The organism is Novosphingobium sp. FW305-C-111, assembly GCF_058783565.1.
On the sequence record NZ_JBYSYP010000004.1, the window covers coordinates 179,747 to 196,286 of the forward strand.

The following is a 16,540-nucleotide window of genomic DNA, read 5'->3' on the forward strand; positions in this document are numbered from 1 at the left end:
CGTCAGGCGCAGCCGCCGGCGACGTGCTCGCGCCACTGCGCCGCGCCCGCGACCGTCGGGTGGACGCCGTCTACCGTCGGCACTGCAAACGGGGCCAGGTGACGCGTAGCGGGGATGCGCTCGATCCGGCGGTTCAGTTCGGCAACGGCCTGAGGTGAGACAACCGCGCCCTGCCCGACCGCCGGGATCGGCACCACCACGACGGGCAACGGCGCAAAGCCGGCAACGAGCGCGCGGTATTCGCGCTCGAACGCGGCGGGATCGGTGCCGAGCCGCGCATCGTTGGTGCCGATCGCCAGGAACACCCGCGCGGGCGCCAGCTCGCCCTTCAGGCGCAAGGCCATTGCCGAAAGATCGTGCAGCGTCGCCGAGGAGATCCCCGCGTTGAACACCGGCTGGCCGCACAGGCTCGTCACCCCGGACCGCTCGGTCAGGCTGTCGCCGACCAGCAGCACCGCGCCCGGCGGGGTGCGTTTCGCGCTTTCCTCGATGATCCAGGCGCGGCGCGGGATGTAGGTCTCGGCCGCACCGGGCGCGCTTTCCCGCCCGGCGACGAACGCACCGACCGAAAGCAGGAGCAGGGTCAGGACAAAGCCGAGCAGCCGCATCGCTGCTCTTAACTATCGTTGGATAAGAGCGGTTCCGATACGCGGGAACGCTTATGCGGTCACATTCCGCCTGATGGCCCCCCGCCGGGCACGGGATCGCCATCGACCGTCGCCGTTTCCGGCTCCTCGGGCGCGTCGTCCAGTTCCGTTTCGTACGGATTCGCCGCGATGATCGCCTGGATGCAGCCGATCGAGACGATCATTTCCAGCCGGCGGCGGTCGAGCGGCGGCATCGCCGCGGCGATGGCTTCGGCGCGGGCGACGCGGGCTGTGCGCTCGTCATCGGTGACGCCGAGCAAACGGTCGCGCAATTCGCGGTCGTTGAACATGCTGTCGCGGATCGGCGGATCGCTCCGCCGGGCCAGCAGGTCATAGGCGAGGCAGGTGTCGAGATCGGGCAGCGCGATCGGATCGCCGCCGAGCGGGGCGAGCTTCGCCTCGATGGTCCCGTCCCGCAGCGCCGCGAGATGGACGGCGCAGATGCCTGCCATGTCGGCGTAATCGGCGTCCGGTTCACGGCCATCGTAGCGCTCGCGCGGCTCCAGCGCCTTGATGGCCCACTTCCGGCTGCCGAGCTCGCTCGCGAGGCGCTTGGTCACCGCGCTGCGCAGGAGCTGCGCCTCGGCCATGGTCACGCCGCGATGGGCGCCGCCGGCGAAGTGCGTGTAGTGGACGCACAGGATATCGAGCTGGCGCTCGGGCGAAAGGAACGCCCAGCGGGCGAACCCCGGCTCCGCCATTGCACTGAAGTCCGAGGCGCGCACGGCCTGCGGCACCGCCAGCGCGACGAGCAACGGGAAGAGGCGCAGAAGGGTCATGGCCGCTGCATAGGGGATACCGCCGCCCAATTCAAAATCCCCGGCAAGTGCCCGGAGGTCGGCCCGAGTTTCAGCTCTTGCCTCGCCCCGCTCACCCCGCTACCGCATCCCCGTCATCTGGGGAGTAGCCAGCCGCGCCTCACTCGCGCGGGCCCTTGCGTCAACACACTCGGTCGAGAGGCCGTGGCGCTCGGGGGACGGGAACCGGCAGCGGAGACCGTCACGGCGAGACCAATGGCATGGCGCCTCCGCCTGGCCGGGCGGGATGCGCGATGCCGTTGCTAGTCTCGCGCCCGGCCCCGAAAGGTATCTGATGAACGCCCTGCTCACCTCGACCGCGGTGGTCGCGCTTGCCGAGATCGGCGACAAGACCCAGCTCCTGGCGATCGTTCTCGCGACCCGTTTCCGCAAGCCGTGGGCGATCGTCGCCGGCATCCTGTTTGCGACGCTCGCCAACCATTTCCTTGCCGCGCTGGTTGGGCAACAGGTCGCGCACCTGCTCGACGGCCTGTGGTTCCGCCTGGCCGTGGCCGTCTCGTTCGTCGCGATGGCGGCGTGGACGTTGATCCCCGACAAGCTCGACGACGACGATGCGCCCAAGCCCGCCCGGTTCGGCGCATTCGTCACCACGCTGATCGCGTTCTTCCTCGTCGAAATGGGCGACAAGACCCAGGTCGCGACGATCGCGCTGGGGGCGCAGTTCCAGTCGGTGCTGGCGGTGATGGCCGGGACCACGCTCGGCATGATGATCGCCAATGTGCCGGCGGTGTTCCTCGGCCATGCGATCGTCGAACGGGTGCCGCTCAAGACCGTCCGGACGATTGCCGCCCTGCTGTTCCTCGTGATCGGGCTGTGGCTGCTGGCGCAGCTCGCCGGCCTCGTTTGACGCAGCGATCATTCCGCGTCAGACGCTGCGGGGGATAGCCATACCCCGGAGTAGGACCGCCGTGACCAAGCACCCGAGCATCCGCCAGAGCCTCGCCCGCGCGGTTCATCTCCGCGGGTCGGGCGTGGCCGTGATCGATGGCGAGAAGCGCTTTACCTGGCGGACGTTCGAGGACCGGGTGGCGCGGCTCGCCGGGGCGTTTCGTGCCGCGGGGTTGAGCGAGGGCGGGCGCGTGGTGCTCCTGTCGCTCAACAGCCACCGCTCGCTCGAGGCGTTCTACGCGGCGGTCCGCGCCGGCGGGGTGATCGTGCCGATCAACCATCGGCTCAGCGAGGTCGAACTGCTCGCCCAGACCGCCGACTGCGCGCCGGAGATCGTCCTTCTCGGCGAGGGGTTCACGGACTATGCCGCGCGCTTCGCCGAAATCGCCCCGGTGCGCGCGACGTTCTTCTCCGCCGATGGGGTGCCGCCGTCGGGGCTGCGCGACTGGGAGGCGGAGATAGCCGCCGCCGCGCCGCGGGAGGATGCAGGCCGGGGAGGCGACGATCTCGCCTGCCTGCTCTACACCAGCGGGACCACGAGCGCAGCGAAGGGCGTGATGCTCAGTCACGCCAACATCGCCGCCAACACCCTGCAGACGGCCGGCCCGCTCAACTTTTCCGAACGAACCGTCCATCTCCACCACGGTCCGCTGTTCCACGTCGCCTCCTCGGCTCGGGTGTGGACCACGACCTGGGTCGGCGGCACCCACGTCGTCCTGCCGCGCTTCATTGCCAGCGAGGTGATCGCCGAGATCGCCCGCACCGGGATCACCCATGGAACGTTCGTCTCGACGATGTTCCGGGCCATGCTCGACGAACCTTCGCTGGGAACCACGAACCTGTCCTCGCTCGACGTCGTCTCCTACGGCTCGTCCTCGATGCCCGAGGCGATCCTCGACGAGATGATGGCCGCATTGCCGAACGTGCGCTTCGCGCAGGCTTACGGGATGACCGAGCTGTCACCGGTGGTGACGCTGCTGGGGCCTGAGGACCATCTCCCGCATCGCCGCCCCAGCGGGGTCCAGCGTTCGGCCGGGCAGCCGTCGATGCTCGCCGAAGTACGCGTGGTCGGTCCGGATGACCAGCCGCTGCCACAAGGCCAGGCGGGCGAGATTGTCGCACGCGGGCCGATGGTCATGCTCGGTTACTGGAACCGGCCCGACCTGACCGCGGAGGCCCTGCGCGGCGGATGGATGCACACCGGCGACATCGGTTATTTCGACGCGGAGGGCTACCTCTACGTCGTCGACCGGCTGAAGGACATGATCATCACCGGCGGGGAGAACGTCTGGTCGCAGGAGGTCGAGAACGTCCTCTCGCTGCATCCCGCGGTCTCGCAGTGCGCGGTGTTCGGGGTGCCCGACCCGCGCTGGACCGAAGCGGTCAATGCCGCGGTGACCCTGAAGCCGGGAGCAAGCGTCACCCCGGCCGAGCTGATCGCCCACTGCCGCGACCGCCTGGCCCATTACAAGTGCCCGCGCGCGCTCGAGATCCGCGAGGCGATGCCGCTGAGCGGGGCCAACAAGATCCTCAAAACGGCCCTGCGCGACGAGGCCGCACGACGCGGCGAGCATCGTTAGATCATTGACTCCATGTCACTTGCTTGTCCGGCCGGACCACCCTAACAAACGATAGGGATTCGGACGGTACAGCCTATGGCAGGTTGATCGAATGCGGGCGGCGCTCGCTGCGGGGTTTGGCAAATGACGCAATCGAGTGCAGCGGCCAATTCGAACGAAATCGACAGTTCCGATGCACTGGGGTCCGCACTGGCCGACCTGGCGCGCCGCCTGCTCGCCGAACGCGCCCGGCGCGCCCAGTTCTTCGCCGGAGACCTGTTCGCCGAGGCCGGCTGGAATATCATGCTCGATCTCTACGTCGCCCGGCACCGCGCCCGGCGCGTGACCGTGTCCGACGCGTGCCTGGGTTCGGGCGCGCCGCACGCCACCGCCAATCGCTGGTTGCAGAAGCTGGTCGATGCCGGCTTGGTCTGCCGCGATTGCGACAAGACCGACGGCCGCCGCGTGTTCGTCGACCTGACCCCGGACGCCTACGAGAAGATGCAAGGCTACCTGCTGTCGATGAACCTGACCCCGTTGTCGGGGATGCGGACGCCGGGCGTACCGCTTCAAGACCAGCAGTATTAGCAGACAAGCCGACTGGACAACCTGCCCGCGCGACAACATACTCTCCGGTAGGCCCGCCAGAGGCCGAAGGAGAGACCGAGTCATGATCCTGCCCCGCGTGTGCATCATCGGTGCCGGCTGTTCCGGCTTCACCACCGCCAAGCGGCTGAAGGATTTCGGCATACCTTTCGATAGCTTCGAAGCCTCGGATGACATCGGCGGCAACTGGTACTTCGGCAATCCCAACGGCATGTCGGCCTGCTACAAGAGCCTGCACATCGACACCTCGAAATGGCGGCTGGCTTTCGAGGATTATCCGGTTCCGGCGGAATGGCCGGACTATCCGCACCACGCCCAGCTGCTTCAGTATTTCCACGATTATGTGGATCACTTCGGGATCCGCGAGCACATCACCTTCAACACCCGGGTGGAGAAGGCGCGTCGGCAGGACGGCGGCGGTTGGGAGATCACGTTGTCGGACGGGCGCACCCTGCCCTACGACGCGCTGGTCGTTGCCAACGGGCACCACTGGGCTGCCCGGATTCCCGAATACCCGGGCAGCTTCGCAGGGGAGCAGCTCCATTCGCACCGCTACCGCAGCCCGTTCGAGCCGGTAGACTGCGTCGGCAAGCGGGTGCTGGTGGTCGGCATGGGCAACAGCGCAATGGACATCGCCTCCGAGCTGTCCCAGCGCCCGATCGCCGAGAAGCTGTTCGTCTCGACCCGCCGCGGGGTGTGGATCTTCCCGAAGTATTACAAGGGCCAGCCCATCGACAAGAACCCCGCCCCGGCATGGATGCCCAAGGCCATGCGGCAATGGCTGGGCGGGCGGATCATCAAGGGCCTCGTCGGGCGGATGAGCGACTATGGCCTGCCCGAACCCGACATCGGCCCGTTCGAAAGCCACGGCACCGTCTCGGGTGAATTCCTGCTCCGCGCCGGATCGGGCGACCTGACGATGAAGCCGGGAATCGACCGGCTCGACGGCGACAGGGTGGTATTCACAGACGGCAGCCGCGAACAGATCGACGTCATCGTGTGGGCGACCGGATACGACATCCGCTTCCCGTTCTTCGACGATCCCGCATTCCAGGCCGACGCCGACAACCGCCCGCCGCCGCTCTACAAGCGGATCATGAAACCCGAGGTGCCGGACCTGTTCTATGTCGGCCTCGCCCAGCCGCTGCCGACGCTGGTGAACTTCGCCGAGCAGCAGTCCAAGCTGGTTGCCGGATATCTGGCCGGGCAATACGCCCCGCCCCCGCCGGCCGAGATGCACCGGATCATCCGCGAGGACGAGCACTACTACACCGGCGGCTACTATCAGGCCCGGCGTCACACCATCCAGCTGGACTTCGACCATTATGTCCGTGCGCTGAGGAAGGAACTGGCGAAGGGTGCGAAGCGCGCGGCGGCGAAGGGCCACGCCCTGCCGGTCCCGGCGCGCGGGGTAACGGAGGTGGCCGCGTAATGAACGCCTGTACGGCGACGACGGTCGATGGGAATGCCGCAGCATCCGGCTGCGCCGACGGGGGCGACCGCGCGCGCCATCGTCGAATTCGGGCTTGACTTGCCGGGCGTTGCCACGCCTTTTCCCGCAGCCATGCGCCTGAAAATACTCGTCCTTTGCGCGGCTCTGCTGCTGCCCGCGCCCGCACTGGGGCAGGATGCCGCCGCATTCCACGCCGAGGTCGAGAAGGCCTACGCCTTCAAGCGCTCGTCCCTGAAGGGCGCGGGACTGGAAGCGCAGTCGGTGAGGCTCGACGCGTTCTGGGCATGGGTCGCGGCGGACAAGGCTGTGCGCCTGCCGCTGCTCCGCGCCGAACTGCAACGGCCCGATGCGTCCGAGTTCTTCCGCTTCGACGGGGCCGAGCTGCTGACCGAACTGTCGCGCACGCCCGAAGACCTCGCGCTGGGGCTGTCCCTCCTCCGCACGATCTCGCCCGACGGCATCCAGCCGAGCGGCTGGCTGGTCGCGCTCAACCGCTATTCCGCCGCGGGTCTCGACACCCGGCCCATGGCCTGGCGGTGGGTGGGCTGGGAGGATCCGACTGTGCCGGTCGACCTCAACATGGGCGCGTTCCGGCCAAGCCCGCTCGAGGCGCTGGTCTGGTCGCTGTTCGGGCTCGACGAGCGGACCGTGGCGGCGGACCTGATCGTGAGGCTGGACAAGGCGAAGAAAGACCGCGAGATCGGCCTCCTCGCCGAAGCGCTGTGGATGACCGCGACGCCGGAAGGGCACGCCGCGCTCGAACGCTACGCCGCCGACGGCAAGCGCCGGAAGAAGGCGCGCGCCTATGCCCGCGACCTGCTCCGCCACGGGCCCGATGCCATGACCGTGCTAAGCGCGGACGCCGCCCGCCCCGCCGCCGACCTGCGCGCCGCCCGCCTGACGGTGCTGCGCGATCCTTGGCGGCGCGGTGCGTTCGCCGAATACCACCGCCTGACCGACCTGCTGGTCGCGGCGGAGGGACTGGTGCACAAGTAGGGCGCGGGCGCCCCTTCAGGCCGCCACCGGCTCCTTCGCCTTCGCGCTGGCCCGCACGCTGTCGTAGAGGAACTCCGCACCGTCGAGGTCGATCGCGGGGATCTGCTCGCGCTCCAGCCAGTAGTCCTGGTTGTGCCGCCATTCGGGCTTGTCGCCGCGCCGGGGCATCTGATCCAGCCCGCGCACTATGTAGCCGGGGTTGAAATTGTCGTTCTCGATCCACGGCAGCAGGGCCATGCCCTCGTCCTCCGGCCGCAGGACCACCTCGACGCGGTGCGCGCCCTGTTCGTCCATGTGCTTGAGCAGGTCGCAGACGAAATCGCCGAGCATGTCGACGCGCAGGGTCCAGCTCGCGCGGAAATAGCCCATGACCCAGACCATGTTTGGCACGCCGGTGAACATCATCCCGCGGTAGTTGACGGTCTCGTTCCACTCGACCTTCTCGCCGTCGACGGTAAACGGGATGCCGCCCATCATCAGCAGGTTGAACCCGGTGCAGGCGACGACGATATCCGCCTCGATCTCCTCGCCGGAGCTGGTGCGAACGCCTTTTTCGGTGAAGCGGTCGATGGTGTCGGTCACCACGGTCAGCTTGCCCGCAACCGCCGCGCGGAAGATGTCGCCTTCGGGGCAGAACGCCAGCCGTTGCTGCCACGGACGGTACTTCGGCGTGAAATGCGGCGCGAATTCGAAGTCATCCTTACCGGTGAAGGCGCGGACGAGCGCCTTGAGATCCTCGAACACCGCGTCGGGCTCCTCGATGCAGCGGCGAGTGAGGACGTCCTGGTCGTACATGATCTGGGCGCGGACGACGCGGTGGATGGTGGGCTCGTCGATCCCCACCTCGCGCAGGCGGTCAGCCAGCTCGTTCTTGTTCTCCGAGCAGAAGAAGTAGGTCGGCGAACGCTGCAGCATGGTCACGTGCGCGGCCTTTTCGGCAAAGGCCGGGACCACGGTGGCAGCCGTCGCGCCCGAGCCGATCACCAGCACCTTCTTGCCTGTATAATCGATCGACGGATCCCACTTCTGGGCGTGGATCAGCATCCCCTTGTAGTCCGCCATCCCCGGCCAGTCGGGCATGTAGGGGGTCTCGTGGTCGTAATAACCCTGGCACATCCACAGGAAGTTGCAGGTGAAGGTCACTTCCTGCCCGTCGGCCTTGCGCTTCGCGGTGACGGTCCAGAGGTTGTCCGCTCGGGAGAAGGCGCAGCCGGTGATCCAGTGGCCATAGCGGATATGCTCGCCGATGCCGTTCTCCTCGATCACCTCGTCCATATAGCGCAGGATTTCCCCGGCGCTGGCGATGGGGGCACCGACCCACGGCTTGAACCGGTAGCCGAAAGTGTAAAGATCGGAGTCGGAGCGGACGCCCGGATACTTGTGCGTCTCCCAGGTTCCGCCGAACGTGTCCTTGCCCTCGAGGATCAGGTAGCTCTTGTCCGGGCACTGGTCCTGCAGATGATAGGCCGAACCGACGCCGGAGATCCCGGCCCCGACGATGATCACGTCGACATGCGTGGTGGTCCCGGCCTTTTCGGCCACTGCGGCTGAAGCCATTCGCCTCTCTCCTTGCCCGCGGCCTTTGCCGGCCGATCGTCGCATTCGTTATGGAGGCAGAATGATCCTGTCGTTGACCGGGATCAAGCGAATTATACCGACCGGAATACACGCTGTCGCGGACTGTCAAGCAGCGTGCTGCCCCGAGTCTTCTCCAAAACGGGTCATCCCATGGAAATCGACTGGAAACTCCCACCAGACTCGACTTATCCTTTTGAAGGGGCAGCGATTCTCGCTGATTCGAACAGGGGTATTCCAGATGGTGAAAGGTTCTTTCGCCGCGCGCCGCGCGGCATTGGTTTCGTGCGCGCTGATTTCGGCCAGCTGGGCCAACATTTCCGCCGCGCAATCCGCTGCTCCGCCGCTGCTGCCCCTGACCCCGACCTGCACGCCGACGTTCGGCTTCGCTTGCCCGGCTCCTGCCGACGGTACGACGGCAGTCACCGTCGTAACCCCGATTACCAGCACTCCGAACGGCGACGGCACCTCAACGTTCATTGGTCAGCGCCAGATCTCATACGATGGACGCCTTTACGTCGGCGGAATCGTGACGAGTTCGTCGACGAACCCGTTCCTGTCCGCAGCGTTGCTCCAGTCGCAAAACAGCTCTGGCGCCGTCAACGTACGCGGCTCGACGAGCTATCTAGAAACGATCAACGCGCGAACGGTCCCGTTCGGCGGGCCACCCGCGCTCGTTGCCAACCCCGGCATGTCCTACAGCCATTCGAGCCTGGCGCTCTCACAGCTCGACGTGAACTACGACATTTCCGAGTTCGAGTATGCCAATGGGGACATCGGACGGTACACCCTGACGACGATAGACGGGACCGCGATCACCGACAACGGAACCGCACTGACCGGCAGCTTCACCCGCACCGGCACCGCCATCGAATTCGGCACGATCACCGGCCGGGCCTCGGTATCGGGGACGACGGGTCCGGTTCCCTTCGCTGAATACCTCGGCACCTCAGCTGCAGTCGCGCCGCTCGTCCTGTCCATCAACACGACCGAGACCGTCACCACCCGCCTCGACGAAACCGGCCTCGTCACCCCGACCGTCACGGTGACCGACGGGATCGAGCTCAACGGCAGCAAGATCACCGGCCTCGCCGACGGCACCGCCGCCACCGACGCGGTCAACAGGGGACAGCTGGATGCCGAGGCCAACGCCCGGATTGCCGGCGACGCCGCGCTGCAAGCCACCGTGACGACCGAAGCCGGCTTGCGGGCGAGCGAAGACACCGCGATCCGCACGGCGCTGACCACCGAGGCCACCACCCGCGCCAACGCCGACCTGCAGCTGAACCAGCGGATTGCTACCGAGGAAGCCGCCCGCGCCTCCCTTGCCACCAGCATCTCGGCAGAAACCGCCGCCCGGATCGCGGCGGACAACGCGCTGACCACCAGCATCAACGGACTCGGCACCCGCGTGGGGGCGCTCGAGGCGCGCGTCGGCAAGATCGAGAACAAGATCGACGGCTCGACCGCGGTTGCGGTCGCGATGGGCGGGTCCGCCTTCCTCCCCGACATGAAGTTCAACCTGACCGGCAACGTCGGCACCTATGGCGGCGAGCAGGCAGGTTCGCTCCAGATCGGCGCGCTCGTTTCCGATCATGTCGCGGTCAATGCCGGTGTCGCCAAGGGCTTCACCAAATCGGGCAAGACCGCCGGCCGCGTCGGCTTCACCTTCGGCTGGTAAGCGCGAGACCGGGAGAACACGTATGAACCACGTCTCGAAAAGGGTCGTGCCGACCCTGGCCGCTTCGTCCGCGCTAGCCGCGCTGGTGCTTGGCGCGACTCCATCGGCAGCCCAGCCCATCGACCCTGCGACAATCGTCACGCCGCTGAACGACGCAAACTGCACCTTTTTGGACTTCCAGCCCAACCCGGTTCCGGTCGTGCCGAACTGCACGGTGGACGGAACACGCCAAGTCACGCTGACCGACGTCACCCGCAGTTCCGTCAGCGCCACCCAGGATCGGGTCGTCGCAACCTACAACGTGACCTTCGACGGTCGCCTTCAGGTCGATGGTAACCCGGTACAGCTGCAAAGTCCGGCCAGCCTGCCGGTTCCGCGCGACGCGACGCTAGCCTTCGATCCAGCCAATGCGCCGGTGGTGGAAGTGGCCGGCAGCTATGTTGCAACGCGTTCCGCCCGGTTGCCCAAGGCAACGCCGACCAGTGCCTTCCCGACCGATGGCCAGTGGGCCTATTTCGGAGCTATCACCTCGTCCGACCTTCAGGTCCGTGCGATCACGGTCAACAACAGCGGCGGCTTCACCAACACCGGGCTGGACACCTTCGGGTACGCATTTCGCAGCGTGGACCCGTCGGCCATCGTCAACAATGCGACTGCGTTGACCGGCCGGTTCAACTACACCAGCGTGGGCGGCCCGATCCAGTTCGGCTCGATTTCGGGCACGGCGACGTTCCTCGTGGGCCCGCTGGTGACGCCCTATCCGTCGTCGAACGGGTTCGGCTATGGCGTCGTCTCCAACTTCGGCCTGCAGTACGACATCGCCGCGACGTTGCTCACGCAGCTCGACGGAACTGGCCTGATCGCCCCGCGGCTTGAAGTGACCGAGGGTATCGAGATGAACGGCAGCAAGGTCACCGGCGTTGCCGACGGAACGACCGCGACAGACGGGATCAACAAGGGCCAGCTCGATGCCGAAGCGTCCGCCCGGGTGGCGGCCGACGCGGTGGTGCTCGCCTCGATCCAGACCGAGGCGGCGCAGCGCGCGGCCGAAGACACCGCGATCCGCACCGACCTCGCCGCTGAGGCGCAGGCCCGCGCGGCCGTCGACGCCCAGATCGAGCAGCGCATCCTGGCGGAGGAAACCGCGCGTGCGGCGCTCAGCCAGGCGCTGGTCAACGAGTCGTCGGCGCGGCTGGCGTCGGACCTCGCGCTGAACAGCCAGGTTACCGCGCTGGGTTCGCAGATCGATGCGCTGGAAGCGCAGGTCGGCTTCCTCGACCGGCGGCTGGCGCGCTCGACCGCGATGGCCGTCGCCATGAGCGGCTCGGTGTTCCTGCCGGGGATGCGCTACAACGTCTCCGCCAATTTCGGGACCTATGACGGCGAAAGCGCGGGCGCGCTGCAGCTAGCCACGCTGGTGAGCGACAATGTCGCATTCAACGCCGGCGTCGCGACCGGGTTCGAGGGCGGCGGTACTTCGGTCCGGGCCGGCTTCACGTTCGCGTTCTGAACGGTGCGGGGCGGCGGCTGGTCGGTCGCCCCTACCCGCCCGCCTGCCACTGCCGGATCGACTCCAGCGGCCAGGCGAGCATCAGCACGTTGAGCGCCAGGTTGTCGCGGATCATCACGAGGGTGAACAGCTCGAAGGCGATGGCCATGGTGACGCTGGCCCACACCGGCAGGCGCGCTGCAAGGAAGAAACCGGCCATCATCCAGCCGATGTCCGCGGCGGAGTTGAGGATGGAGTCGCCCGAGTAACCCCAGCTGATCGTCACCGCACGGTAGCGGTCGATGATGATCGGCGAGTTTTCCAGCAGCTCCCATGAGCCCTCGATGGCGACCGCGATCGCCAGCGCCCCGCGTGCGGGCGCGCCCTTGAACAGCCCCCAGCGCCGCCACAGCAGATGCGCGGCGCCGTAGAACAGCAGGCCGTGGATGACATGGGAGAACGAGTACCAGTCGGCGATGTGCTGGCTGTTCTCGCTTGATTCGACGACGCCCCACCACAGCTTAACCGTGCCGCAGGCGCAGATCGGCGGGCGATCCATCGCGAAGAGGATCGCGACCGTGAGGGCGAGCACCGCGAGCGCGGCGATCCAGCCGGTGCGGTCGGGAGTAAGGCTGCGGGTGCGGGCGTCCATGGCGCAAGGGTTGCCCATAATGGAGGCGATTGCCAAGGCCATGCTTGGCCGAAGCGGAGGGTTTGGGTAGGGTAGTGGGATGATACGTTCGCTCCGGCTGGCTCTTGCCGCTCTCGCTCTCGCCCCCGCAGCCGTGGTTGCCGCTGCCCCTGCGGCGATTGCCGCGCCCGCCGTCGATCCGGCTTACGACAGGCTGTTCGCCGCGCTCGAAGGCTCGCAAGCGCAGCGGGACATTGCTGCGGACAATACGCTCGATGCGATCATCGACGGGCTGGGCAAGGCGCTGCCCCCGATTGAGGATGCAATGCGCGCCAACCCGTCCATGCGCCAGGAAATGCGTGACGGACTTTTGCCCATTGTGCGCAAGATTGCCGACGATACGCGACCGGCCTTGCGCGAGGCGATGATGCCGATCCTCATCAAGGGCCTGACCCGGGACGAGGCGCAAGAACTCGGCACCTTCTATGGATCGCCGCTCGGCGTTCGGCTGATGTCCGCCGCGCTCGCGAACTACAATCCCCAGAAGACCGTCGCCGACGTCATCGAGGGCGGCAGCATCGGCAAGAAGGCCATTTCGGACGACATGATGGCCGCAGGAATGGGAGCCATGGCCGACCTATCGAAAGAGGACCGGTCGAAGGTGATCGCCTTTGCCATGACCCCGGCCGCGTTGAAGTACCGGACCTTGCTGCCCGAGCTTGCCGCAGCCCGTGCCGTGGTCGAAAACGCGCCCCCTTCGCCCGAACTCGAGGCGGAAATGGCCGAAGTGCTCTACCCGATCTTCAACAAGTACGTCGGCAAGGGCGGCTCCGCAGCGACCGCGCCCTGACCAGTTCCACCCGCAACCGGTTGCCCTCCCCGGCCCATCCGCTAAAGCGGCGGCCATGAGCGTTCGGGCGTGCGACATTGCGATCCTTGGCGGCGGGCTGGCCGGCGGGCTGACCGCGCTGGCCGTCGCCCGCGCCCGGCCGGACCTGCGCCTGCTGCTGGTCGAGCAGGGCGAGACGCTGGGCGGCAACCACGTCTGGTCGTTTTTCGGCAGCGACGTCGGCAAGGCGGGGCGCGAATTGCTCGGCTCCATGGTCGCGGCCGCGTGGCCCGATTACGAGGTGCGCTTTCCCGAATACGAGCGGCGGCTGAAGACAGCGTATTACTCGATCACCTCCGCCCGCTTCGACGCCGCCCTGCGCGCCGCGCTGCCGGCCGACGCGATCCTCACCGGGACCAAGGTGCTCGCCTGCAGCGCCAATGCCGCGACGCTGGGCGACGGCACCCGCATCGAGGCGAAGAGCGTGATCGACGCGCGCGGGATCCGCAACCTCGGCCACCTGACCGGCGGGTGGCAGAAGTTCATGGGCCGCACGCTGCGCCTGCCCGCGCCCCACGGCCTCGACCGTCCGATCGTGATGGACGCGACCGTCGACCAGCTTGACGGCTACCGCTTTGTCTATTGCCTGCCGTTCACCGAAACCGAGCTGTTCATCGAGGACACCTATTATTCCGACAGCGCGACGCTCGACCCGGCCGTGCTGGGCGCGCGGATCGAGGCGTATGCCGCCGCCCACGGCTGGTACGAGGGTGAAGTGGTCCATGAAGAAACCGGCGTGCTCCCGGTCGTCGCCGGCGGGGATTTCGAGGCGTTCTGGCGCTCGACCGGCGGTGCGATGGCCCGGGTCGGCACGCGCGCCGGGCTGTTCCAGCCGCTGACCAGCTATTCGCTGCCCGATGCAGTGCGCTTTGCCCTCGCCATCGCCAGGCACGCCGATCTGGACGGTGCGCACCTCGCCGCGCTGACCGAGCGCCGCGCGCGCGAGCATTGGCGCAAGGGCGGATTCTATCGCACGCTGTCGGCGATGCTGTTCGGCGCCGGTGCGCCGATCGACCGGTACAAGGTGCTGCAGCGGTTCTACAAGCTGGACCGCAAGCTGATCGAACGCTTCTATGCCGGCCGCTCGAGCGGACTGGACAAGCTGCGGATACTCTCGGGCAAGCCGCCCGTCCCGGTGGGCGAGGCGCTGAAGGTGATTACGAAGATGACCACGTTGCAGCCATTGAACCTTGCAGGAACTCGCAAGTGAGCGCGGCGGCAAAGACCGCCTGCGTGATCGGCGCGGGCTTCGGCGGGCTGGCGCTGGCGATCCGGCTGCAGGCCGGCGGCGTGCAGACCACGCTGGTCGAGGGCCGCGACAAGCCCGGCGGGCGCGGGTACTTCTGGGAGAAGGACGGCTTCACCTTCGACGCCGGGCCGACCGTCGTGACCGATCCGCCGTGCCTTGAAGAACTGTGGCAGCTCACCGGCCACACCATGGCCGACGATATCGAGCTGATGCCCGTGATGCCGTTCTACCGGCTCAACTGGCCCGACGGGACGAACTTCGACTATTCGAACGACGACGCCTCGCTCCGCGCCGAGATCGCCAAGCTCAACCCGCGCGACGTCGCCGGGTATGACGAATTCGTCGAGTATTCGGCCGGGGTCTATGAGGAAGGCTACGTCAAGCTCGGCCACAAGCCGTTCCTCGACTTCGCCAGCATGATCAAGGCCGCGCCCGCCCTCGCCAAGTACCAGGCGTGGCGGTCGGTCTATTCGATGGTCTCGAAGTACATCGAGAGCGAGAAACTGCGCGAGGCGCTGAGCTTCCACACCCTGCTGGTCGGCGGCAACCCGATGAGCACCAGCGCGATCTACGCCCTGATCCACAAGCTGGAAAAAGACGGCGGGGTGTGGTGGGCAAAGGGCGGCACCAACCGCCTGATCGCCGCCATGGTCCGCCAGTTCGAGCGGATCGGCGGGACCGTCCGGCTGGGCGACCCTGTCACCCGCGTCGCGTCGCTGGGTGACCGCGCGACCGGCGTCGAGTGCAAGAGCGGGTGGAGCGCGAACTTCGACGCGGTCGCCTCCAACGCCGACATCATGCATTCCTACCGCGACCTGCTGGCCGACAACCCGCGCGGCAAGCGCTATGCCGCCAGCCTCAAGCGCAAGCGGTTTTCGCCCAGCCTGTTCGTCGTCCATTTCGGGGTGGAAGGCACCTGGCCGGGCATTCCCCACCACATGATCCTGTTCGGCCCGCGCTACAAAGGGCTGCTCGACGACATCTATCGCCACGGAGTGCTGCCGCAGGACTTCTCGATCTATCTGCACCACCCGACTGTCACAGACCCGTCAATGGCGCCCGAGGGCAAGAGCACGTTTTATGCGCTGATCCCGGTGGCCAACCAGGGCAAGCTGCCGATCGACTGGGCCGAGGTCGGCCCGGTGCTGGAAAAGCGCATCCTCGACGAGGTCGGGCGGCGGCTGATCCCCGACATTCACTCGCGGATCGTTACCAAGTTCCACTACTCGCCCGCCGATTTCGGCCGCGACCTCAACGCGCACCTGGGGTCCGCGTTCAGCCTCGAGCCGATCCTGACGCAGAGCGCGTGGTTCCGCGGGCACAACCGCGACGATGCCATCCGGAATTTCTACCTCGTCGGCGCGGGCACGCATCCGGGCGCGGGGATTCCGGGCGTGGTCGGCAGCGCCAAGGCGACGGCTGGGCTGATGCTGGAGGATCTCGCGTGAAACGCCTCGCCGTATACTGCGGCTCCGCCTCGCCGGCCGACGGACGCTATGTCGAGCTGGCCCGGACGGTCGGGCGCACACTGGCCGAGCGCGGGATCGGGGTCGTCTATGGCGGCGGGCGGCTCGGGCTGATGGGCGCGGTTGCGTCGGGCGCGCTCGAGGCTGGCGGCGAAGTCGTGGGCGTGATCCCGGAAGCGCTGGTGAGCGGCGAGGTCGCCAACCACGACTGCACCGAGCTCCACGTCGTCGCCAACATGCACCAGCGAAAGCAGGCCTTCACCGACCTCTCGGACGGGTTCCTCACCATTCCCGGCGGGGTCGGCACGATGGACGAGCTGTGGGAGGCGGTCAGCTGGGCGCAGCTCGGCTACCATGCCAAGCCGGTCGGCCTGCTCAACGCATTCGGGTTCTATGACCAGCTGATCGCCTTCAACCGCCACATGATCGAGGTCGGCTTCATCCGCGAGGCACATGCAGGGATCATCCTGGCCGAGCATGATCTCGACCTGCTGCTCGAACGCATGGCTGCGCACGAGCCGCACACCCCGATCTTCGCGATGAAGGCGGAGGATTTGTGAGGGGAGTACACCGCAGTCCCCCTCCCGCAAGCG

General features: G+C 67.2%; 15 protein-coding genes. 11 read left to right on the forward strand and 4 right to left on the reverse strand.

What is annotated here, in order from left to right; all coding sequences use genetic code 11:
- Window positions 1-2 precede the first annotated feature (2 nt).
- Together AC3WLD_RS06620 and AC3WLD_RS06625 are read right to left on the reverse strand one after the other, a co-directional pair.
- A complete protein-coding gene (locus tag AC3WLD_RS06620) occupies window positions 3-608 on the reverse strand; it encodes an SGNH/GDSL hydrolase family protein (protein ID WP_492556153.1) in 606 nt (201 codons plus the stop codon).
- A 59-nt stretch (window positions 609-667) separates the two neighbouring features.
- The gene (locus tag AC3WLD_RS06625) at window positions 668-1,426 is read right to left on the reverse strand and encodes a hypothetical protein (RefSeq protein ID WP_492556154.1); all 759 of its coding nucleotides are present in this window, start codon (window positions 1,424-1,426) and stop codon (window positions 668-670) included.
- Between the two features lie 313 nt (window positions 1,427-1,739).
- Here AC3WLD_RS06625 and AC3WLD_RS06630 point away from each other — a divergent pair, with 313 nt between their 5' ends.
- The 5 genes from AC3WLD_RS06630 (at window position 1,740) to AC3WLD_RS06650 (ending at window position 6,967) form a co-directional block, all read left to right on the forward strand.
- On the forward strand, window positions 1,740-2,312 hold the full coding sequence (locus AC3WLD_RS06630) for a TMEM165/GDT1 family protein (RefSeq protein ID WP_492556155.1): 573 nt from the start codon (window positions 1,740-1,742) through the stop codon (window positions 2,310-2,312).
- Window positions 2,313-2,373: 61 nt separating this feature from the next.
- Window positions 2,374-3,933 (forward strand): AMP-binding protein, encoded by a 1,560-nt coding sequence (locus AC3WLD_RS06635; RefSeq protein ID WP_492556156.1) that lies wholly within the window; start codon window positions 2,374-2,376, stop codon window positions 3,931-3,933.
- Between the two features lie 123 nt (window positions 3,934-4,056).
- Window positions 4,057-4,500, forward strand: coding sequence for a hypothetical protein (locus AC3WLD_RS06640; protein WP_492556157.1), 444 nt, complete (start codon window positions 4,057-4,059; stop codon window positions 4,498-4,500).
- An 82-nt stretch (window positions 4,501-4,582) separates the two neighbouring features.
- Window positions 4,583-5,950 (forward strand): flavin-containing monooxygenase, encoded by a 1,368-nt coding sequence (locus AC3WLD_RS06645; protein ID WP_492556158.1) that lies wholly within the window; start codon window positions 4,583-4,585, stop codon window positions 5,948-5,950.
- A gap of 132 nt (window positions 5,951-6,082) precedes the next feature.
- Complete coding sequence (locus AC3WLD_RS06650) at window positions 6,083-6,967, forward strand: hypothetical protein (protein ID WP_492556159.1); 885 nt, start codon at window positions 6,083-6,085, stop codon at window positions 6,965-6,967.
- A gap of 15 nt (window positions 6,968-6,982) precedes the next feature.
- Here the strand turns inward: AC3WLD_RS06650 and AC3WLD_RS06655 are convergent, their stop codons facing one another.
- Window positions 6,983-8,524 carry a flavin-containing monooxygenase gene (locus AC3WLD_RS06655; protein WP_492556160.1) on the reverse strand — a complete coding sequence of 514 codons (1,542 nt, stop codon included), beginning with the start codon at window positions 8,522-8,524 and terminating at the stop codon, window positions 6,983-6,985.
- 259 nt (window positions 8,525-8,783) lie between these two features.
- Here AC3WLD_RS06655 and AC3WLD_RS06660 point away from each other — a divergent pair, with 259 nt between their 5' ends.
- Window positions 8,784-10,223, forward strand: a complete 1,440-nt coding sequence (locus tag AC3WLD_RS06660; RefSeq protein WP_492556161.1) for a YadA-like family protein — start codon at window positions 8,784-8,786, stop codon at window positions 10,221-10,223.
- Window positions 10,224-10,245: 22 nt separating this feature from the next.
- Window positions 10,246-11,733 (forward strand): YadA-like family protein, encoded by a 1,488-nt coding sequence (locus AC3WLD_RS06665; protein ID WP_492556162.1) that lies wholly within the window; start codon window positions 10,246-10,248, stop codon window positions 11,731-11,733.
- Between the two features lie 31 nt (window positions 11,734-11,764).
- Here the strand turns inward: AC3WLD_RS06665 and AC3WLD_RS06670 are convergent, their stop codons facing one another.
- Window positions 11,765-12,364 (reverse strand): DUF2585 domain-containing protein, encoded by a 600-nt coding sequence (locus tag AC3WLD_RS06670; protein WP_492556163.1) that lies wholly within the window; start codon window positions 12,362-12,364, stop codon window positions 11,765-11,767.
- A gap of 79 nt (window positions 12,365-12,443) precedes the next feature.
- Between AC3WLD_RS06670 and AC3WLD_RS06675 the strand changes: the two genes are divergently transcribed.
- The 4 genes from AC3WLD_RS06675 to AC3WLD_RS06690 are packed head-to-tail and all read left to right on the forward strand — an operon-like array spanning window position 12,444 to window position 16,507.
- A complete protein-coding gene (locus tag AC3WLD_RS06675; RefSeq protein WP_492556164.1) occupies window positions 12,444-13,193 on the forward strand; it encodes a DUF2059 domain-containing protein in 750 nt (249 codons plus the stop codon).
- A 55-nt stretch (window positions 13,194-13,248) separates the two neighbouring features.
- Entirely contained in the window at window positions 13,249-14,442 is a 1,194-nt protein-coding gene (gene crtY, locus AC3WLD_RS06680) for a lycopene beta-cyclase CrtY (protein WP_492556165.1), read from the forward strand.
- The gene (locus AC3WLD_RS06685; protein WP_492556166.1) at window positions 14,439-15,929 is read left to right on the forward strand and encodes a phytoene desaturase; all 1,491 of its coding nucleotides are present in this window, start codon (window positions 14,439-14,441) and stop codon (window positions 15,927-15,929) included. Before crtY ends, AC3WLD_RS06685 begins: the two co-directional genes overlap by 4 nt.
- On the forward strand, window positions 15,926-16,507 hold the full coding sequence (locus AC3WLD_RS06690) for an LOG family protein (protein WP_492556167.1): 582 nt from the start codon (window positions 15,926-15,928) through the stop codon (window positions 16,505-16,507). The genes AC3WLD_RS06685 and AC3WLD_RS06690 overlap by 4 nt, the downstream gene beginning before the upstream one ends.
- The last annotated feature ends 33 nt before the right edge of the window (window positions 16,508-16,540 follow it).

Excerpts from the sequence above, each read along its gene's own strand:
- AC3WLD_RS06620 (WP_492556153.1), bottom strand. The coding sequence starts at position 608 with ATGCGGCTGCTCGGCTTTGTCCTGACCCTGCTCCTGCTTTCGGTCGGT.
- AC3WLD_RS06625 (WP_492556154.1), bottom strand. The coding sequence starts at position 1,426 with ATGACCCTTCTGCGCCTCTTCCCGTTGCTCGTCGCGCTGGCGGTGCCG.
- AC3WLD_RS06630 (WP_492556155.1), top strand. The coding sequence starts at position 1,740 with ATGAACGCCCTGCTCACCTCGACCGCGGTGGTCGCGCTTGCCGAGATC.
- AC3WLD_RS06640 (WP_492556157.1), top strand. The coding sequence starts at position 4,057 with ATGACGCAATCGAGTGCAGCGGCCAATTCGAACGAAATCGACAGTTCC.
- AC3WLD_RS06645 (WP_492556158.1), top strand. The coding sequence starts at position 4,583 with ATGATCCTGCCCCGCGTGTGCATCATCGGTGCCGGCTGTTCCGGCTTC.
- AC3WLD_RS06650 (WP_492556159.1), top strand. The coding sequence starts at position 6,083 with ATGCGCCTGAAAATACTCGTCCTTTGCGCGGCTCTGCTGCTGCCCGCG.
- AC3WLD_RS06655 (WP_492556160.1), bottom strand. The coding sequence starts at position 8,524 with ATGGCTTCAGCCGCAGTGGCCGAAAAGGCCGGGACCACCACGCATGTC.
- AC3WLD_RS06660 (WP_492556161.1), top strand. The coding sequence starts at position 8,784 with ATGGTGAAAGGTTCTTTCGCCGCGCGCCGCGCGGCATTGGTTTCGTGC.
- AC3WLD_RS06665 (WP_492556162.1), top strand. The coding sequence starts at position 10,246 with ATGAACCACGTCTCGAAAAGGGTCGTGCCGACCCTGGCCGCTTCGTCC.
- AC3WLD_RS06670 (WP_492556163.1), bottom strand. The coding sequence starts at position 12,364 with ATGGACGCCCGCACCCGCAGCCTTACTCCCGACCGCACCGGCTGGATC.
- AC3WLD_RS06675 (WP_492556164.1), top strand. The coding sequence starts at position 12,444 with ATGATACGTTCGCTCCGGCTGGCTCTTGCCGCTCTCGCTCTCGCCCCC.
- crtY (WP_492556165.1), top strand. The coding sequence starts at position 13,249 with ATGAGCGTTCGGGCGTGCGACATTGCGATCCTTGGCGGCGGGCTGGCC.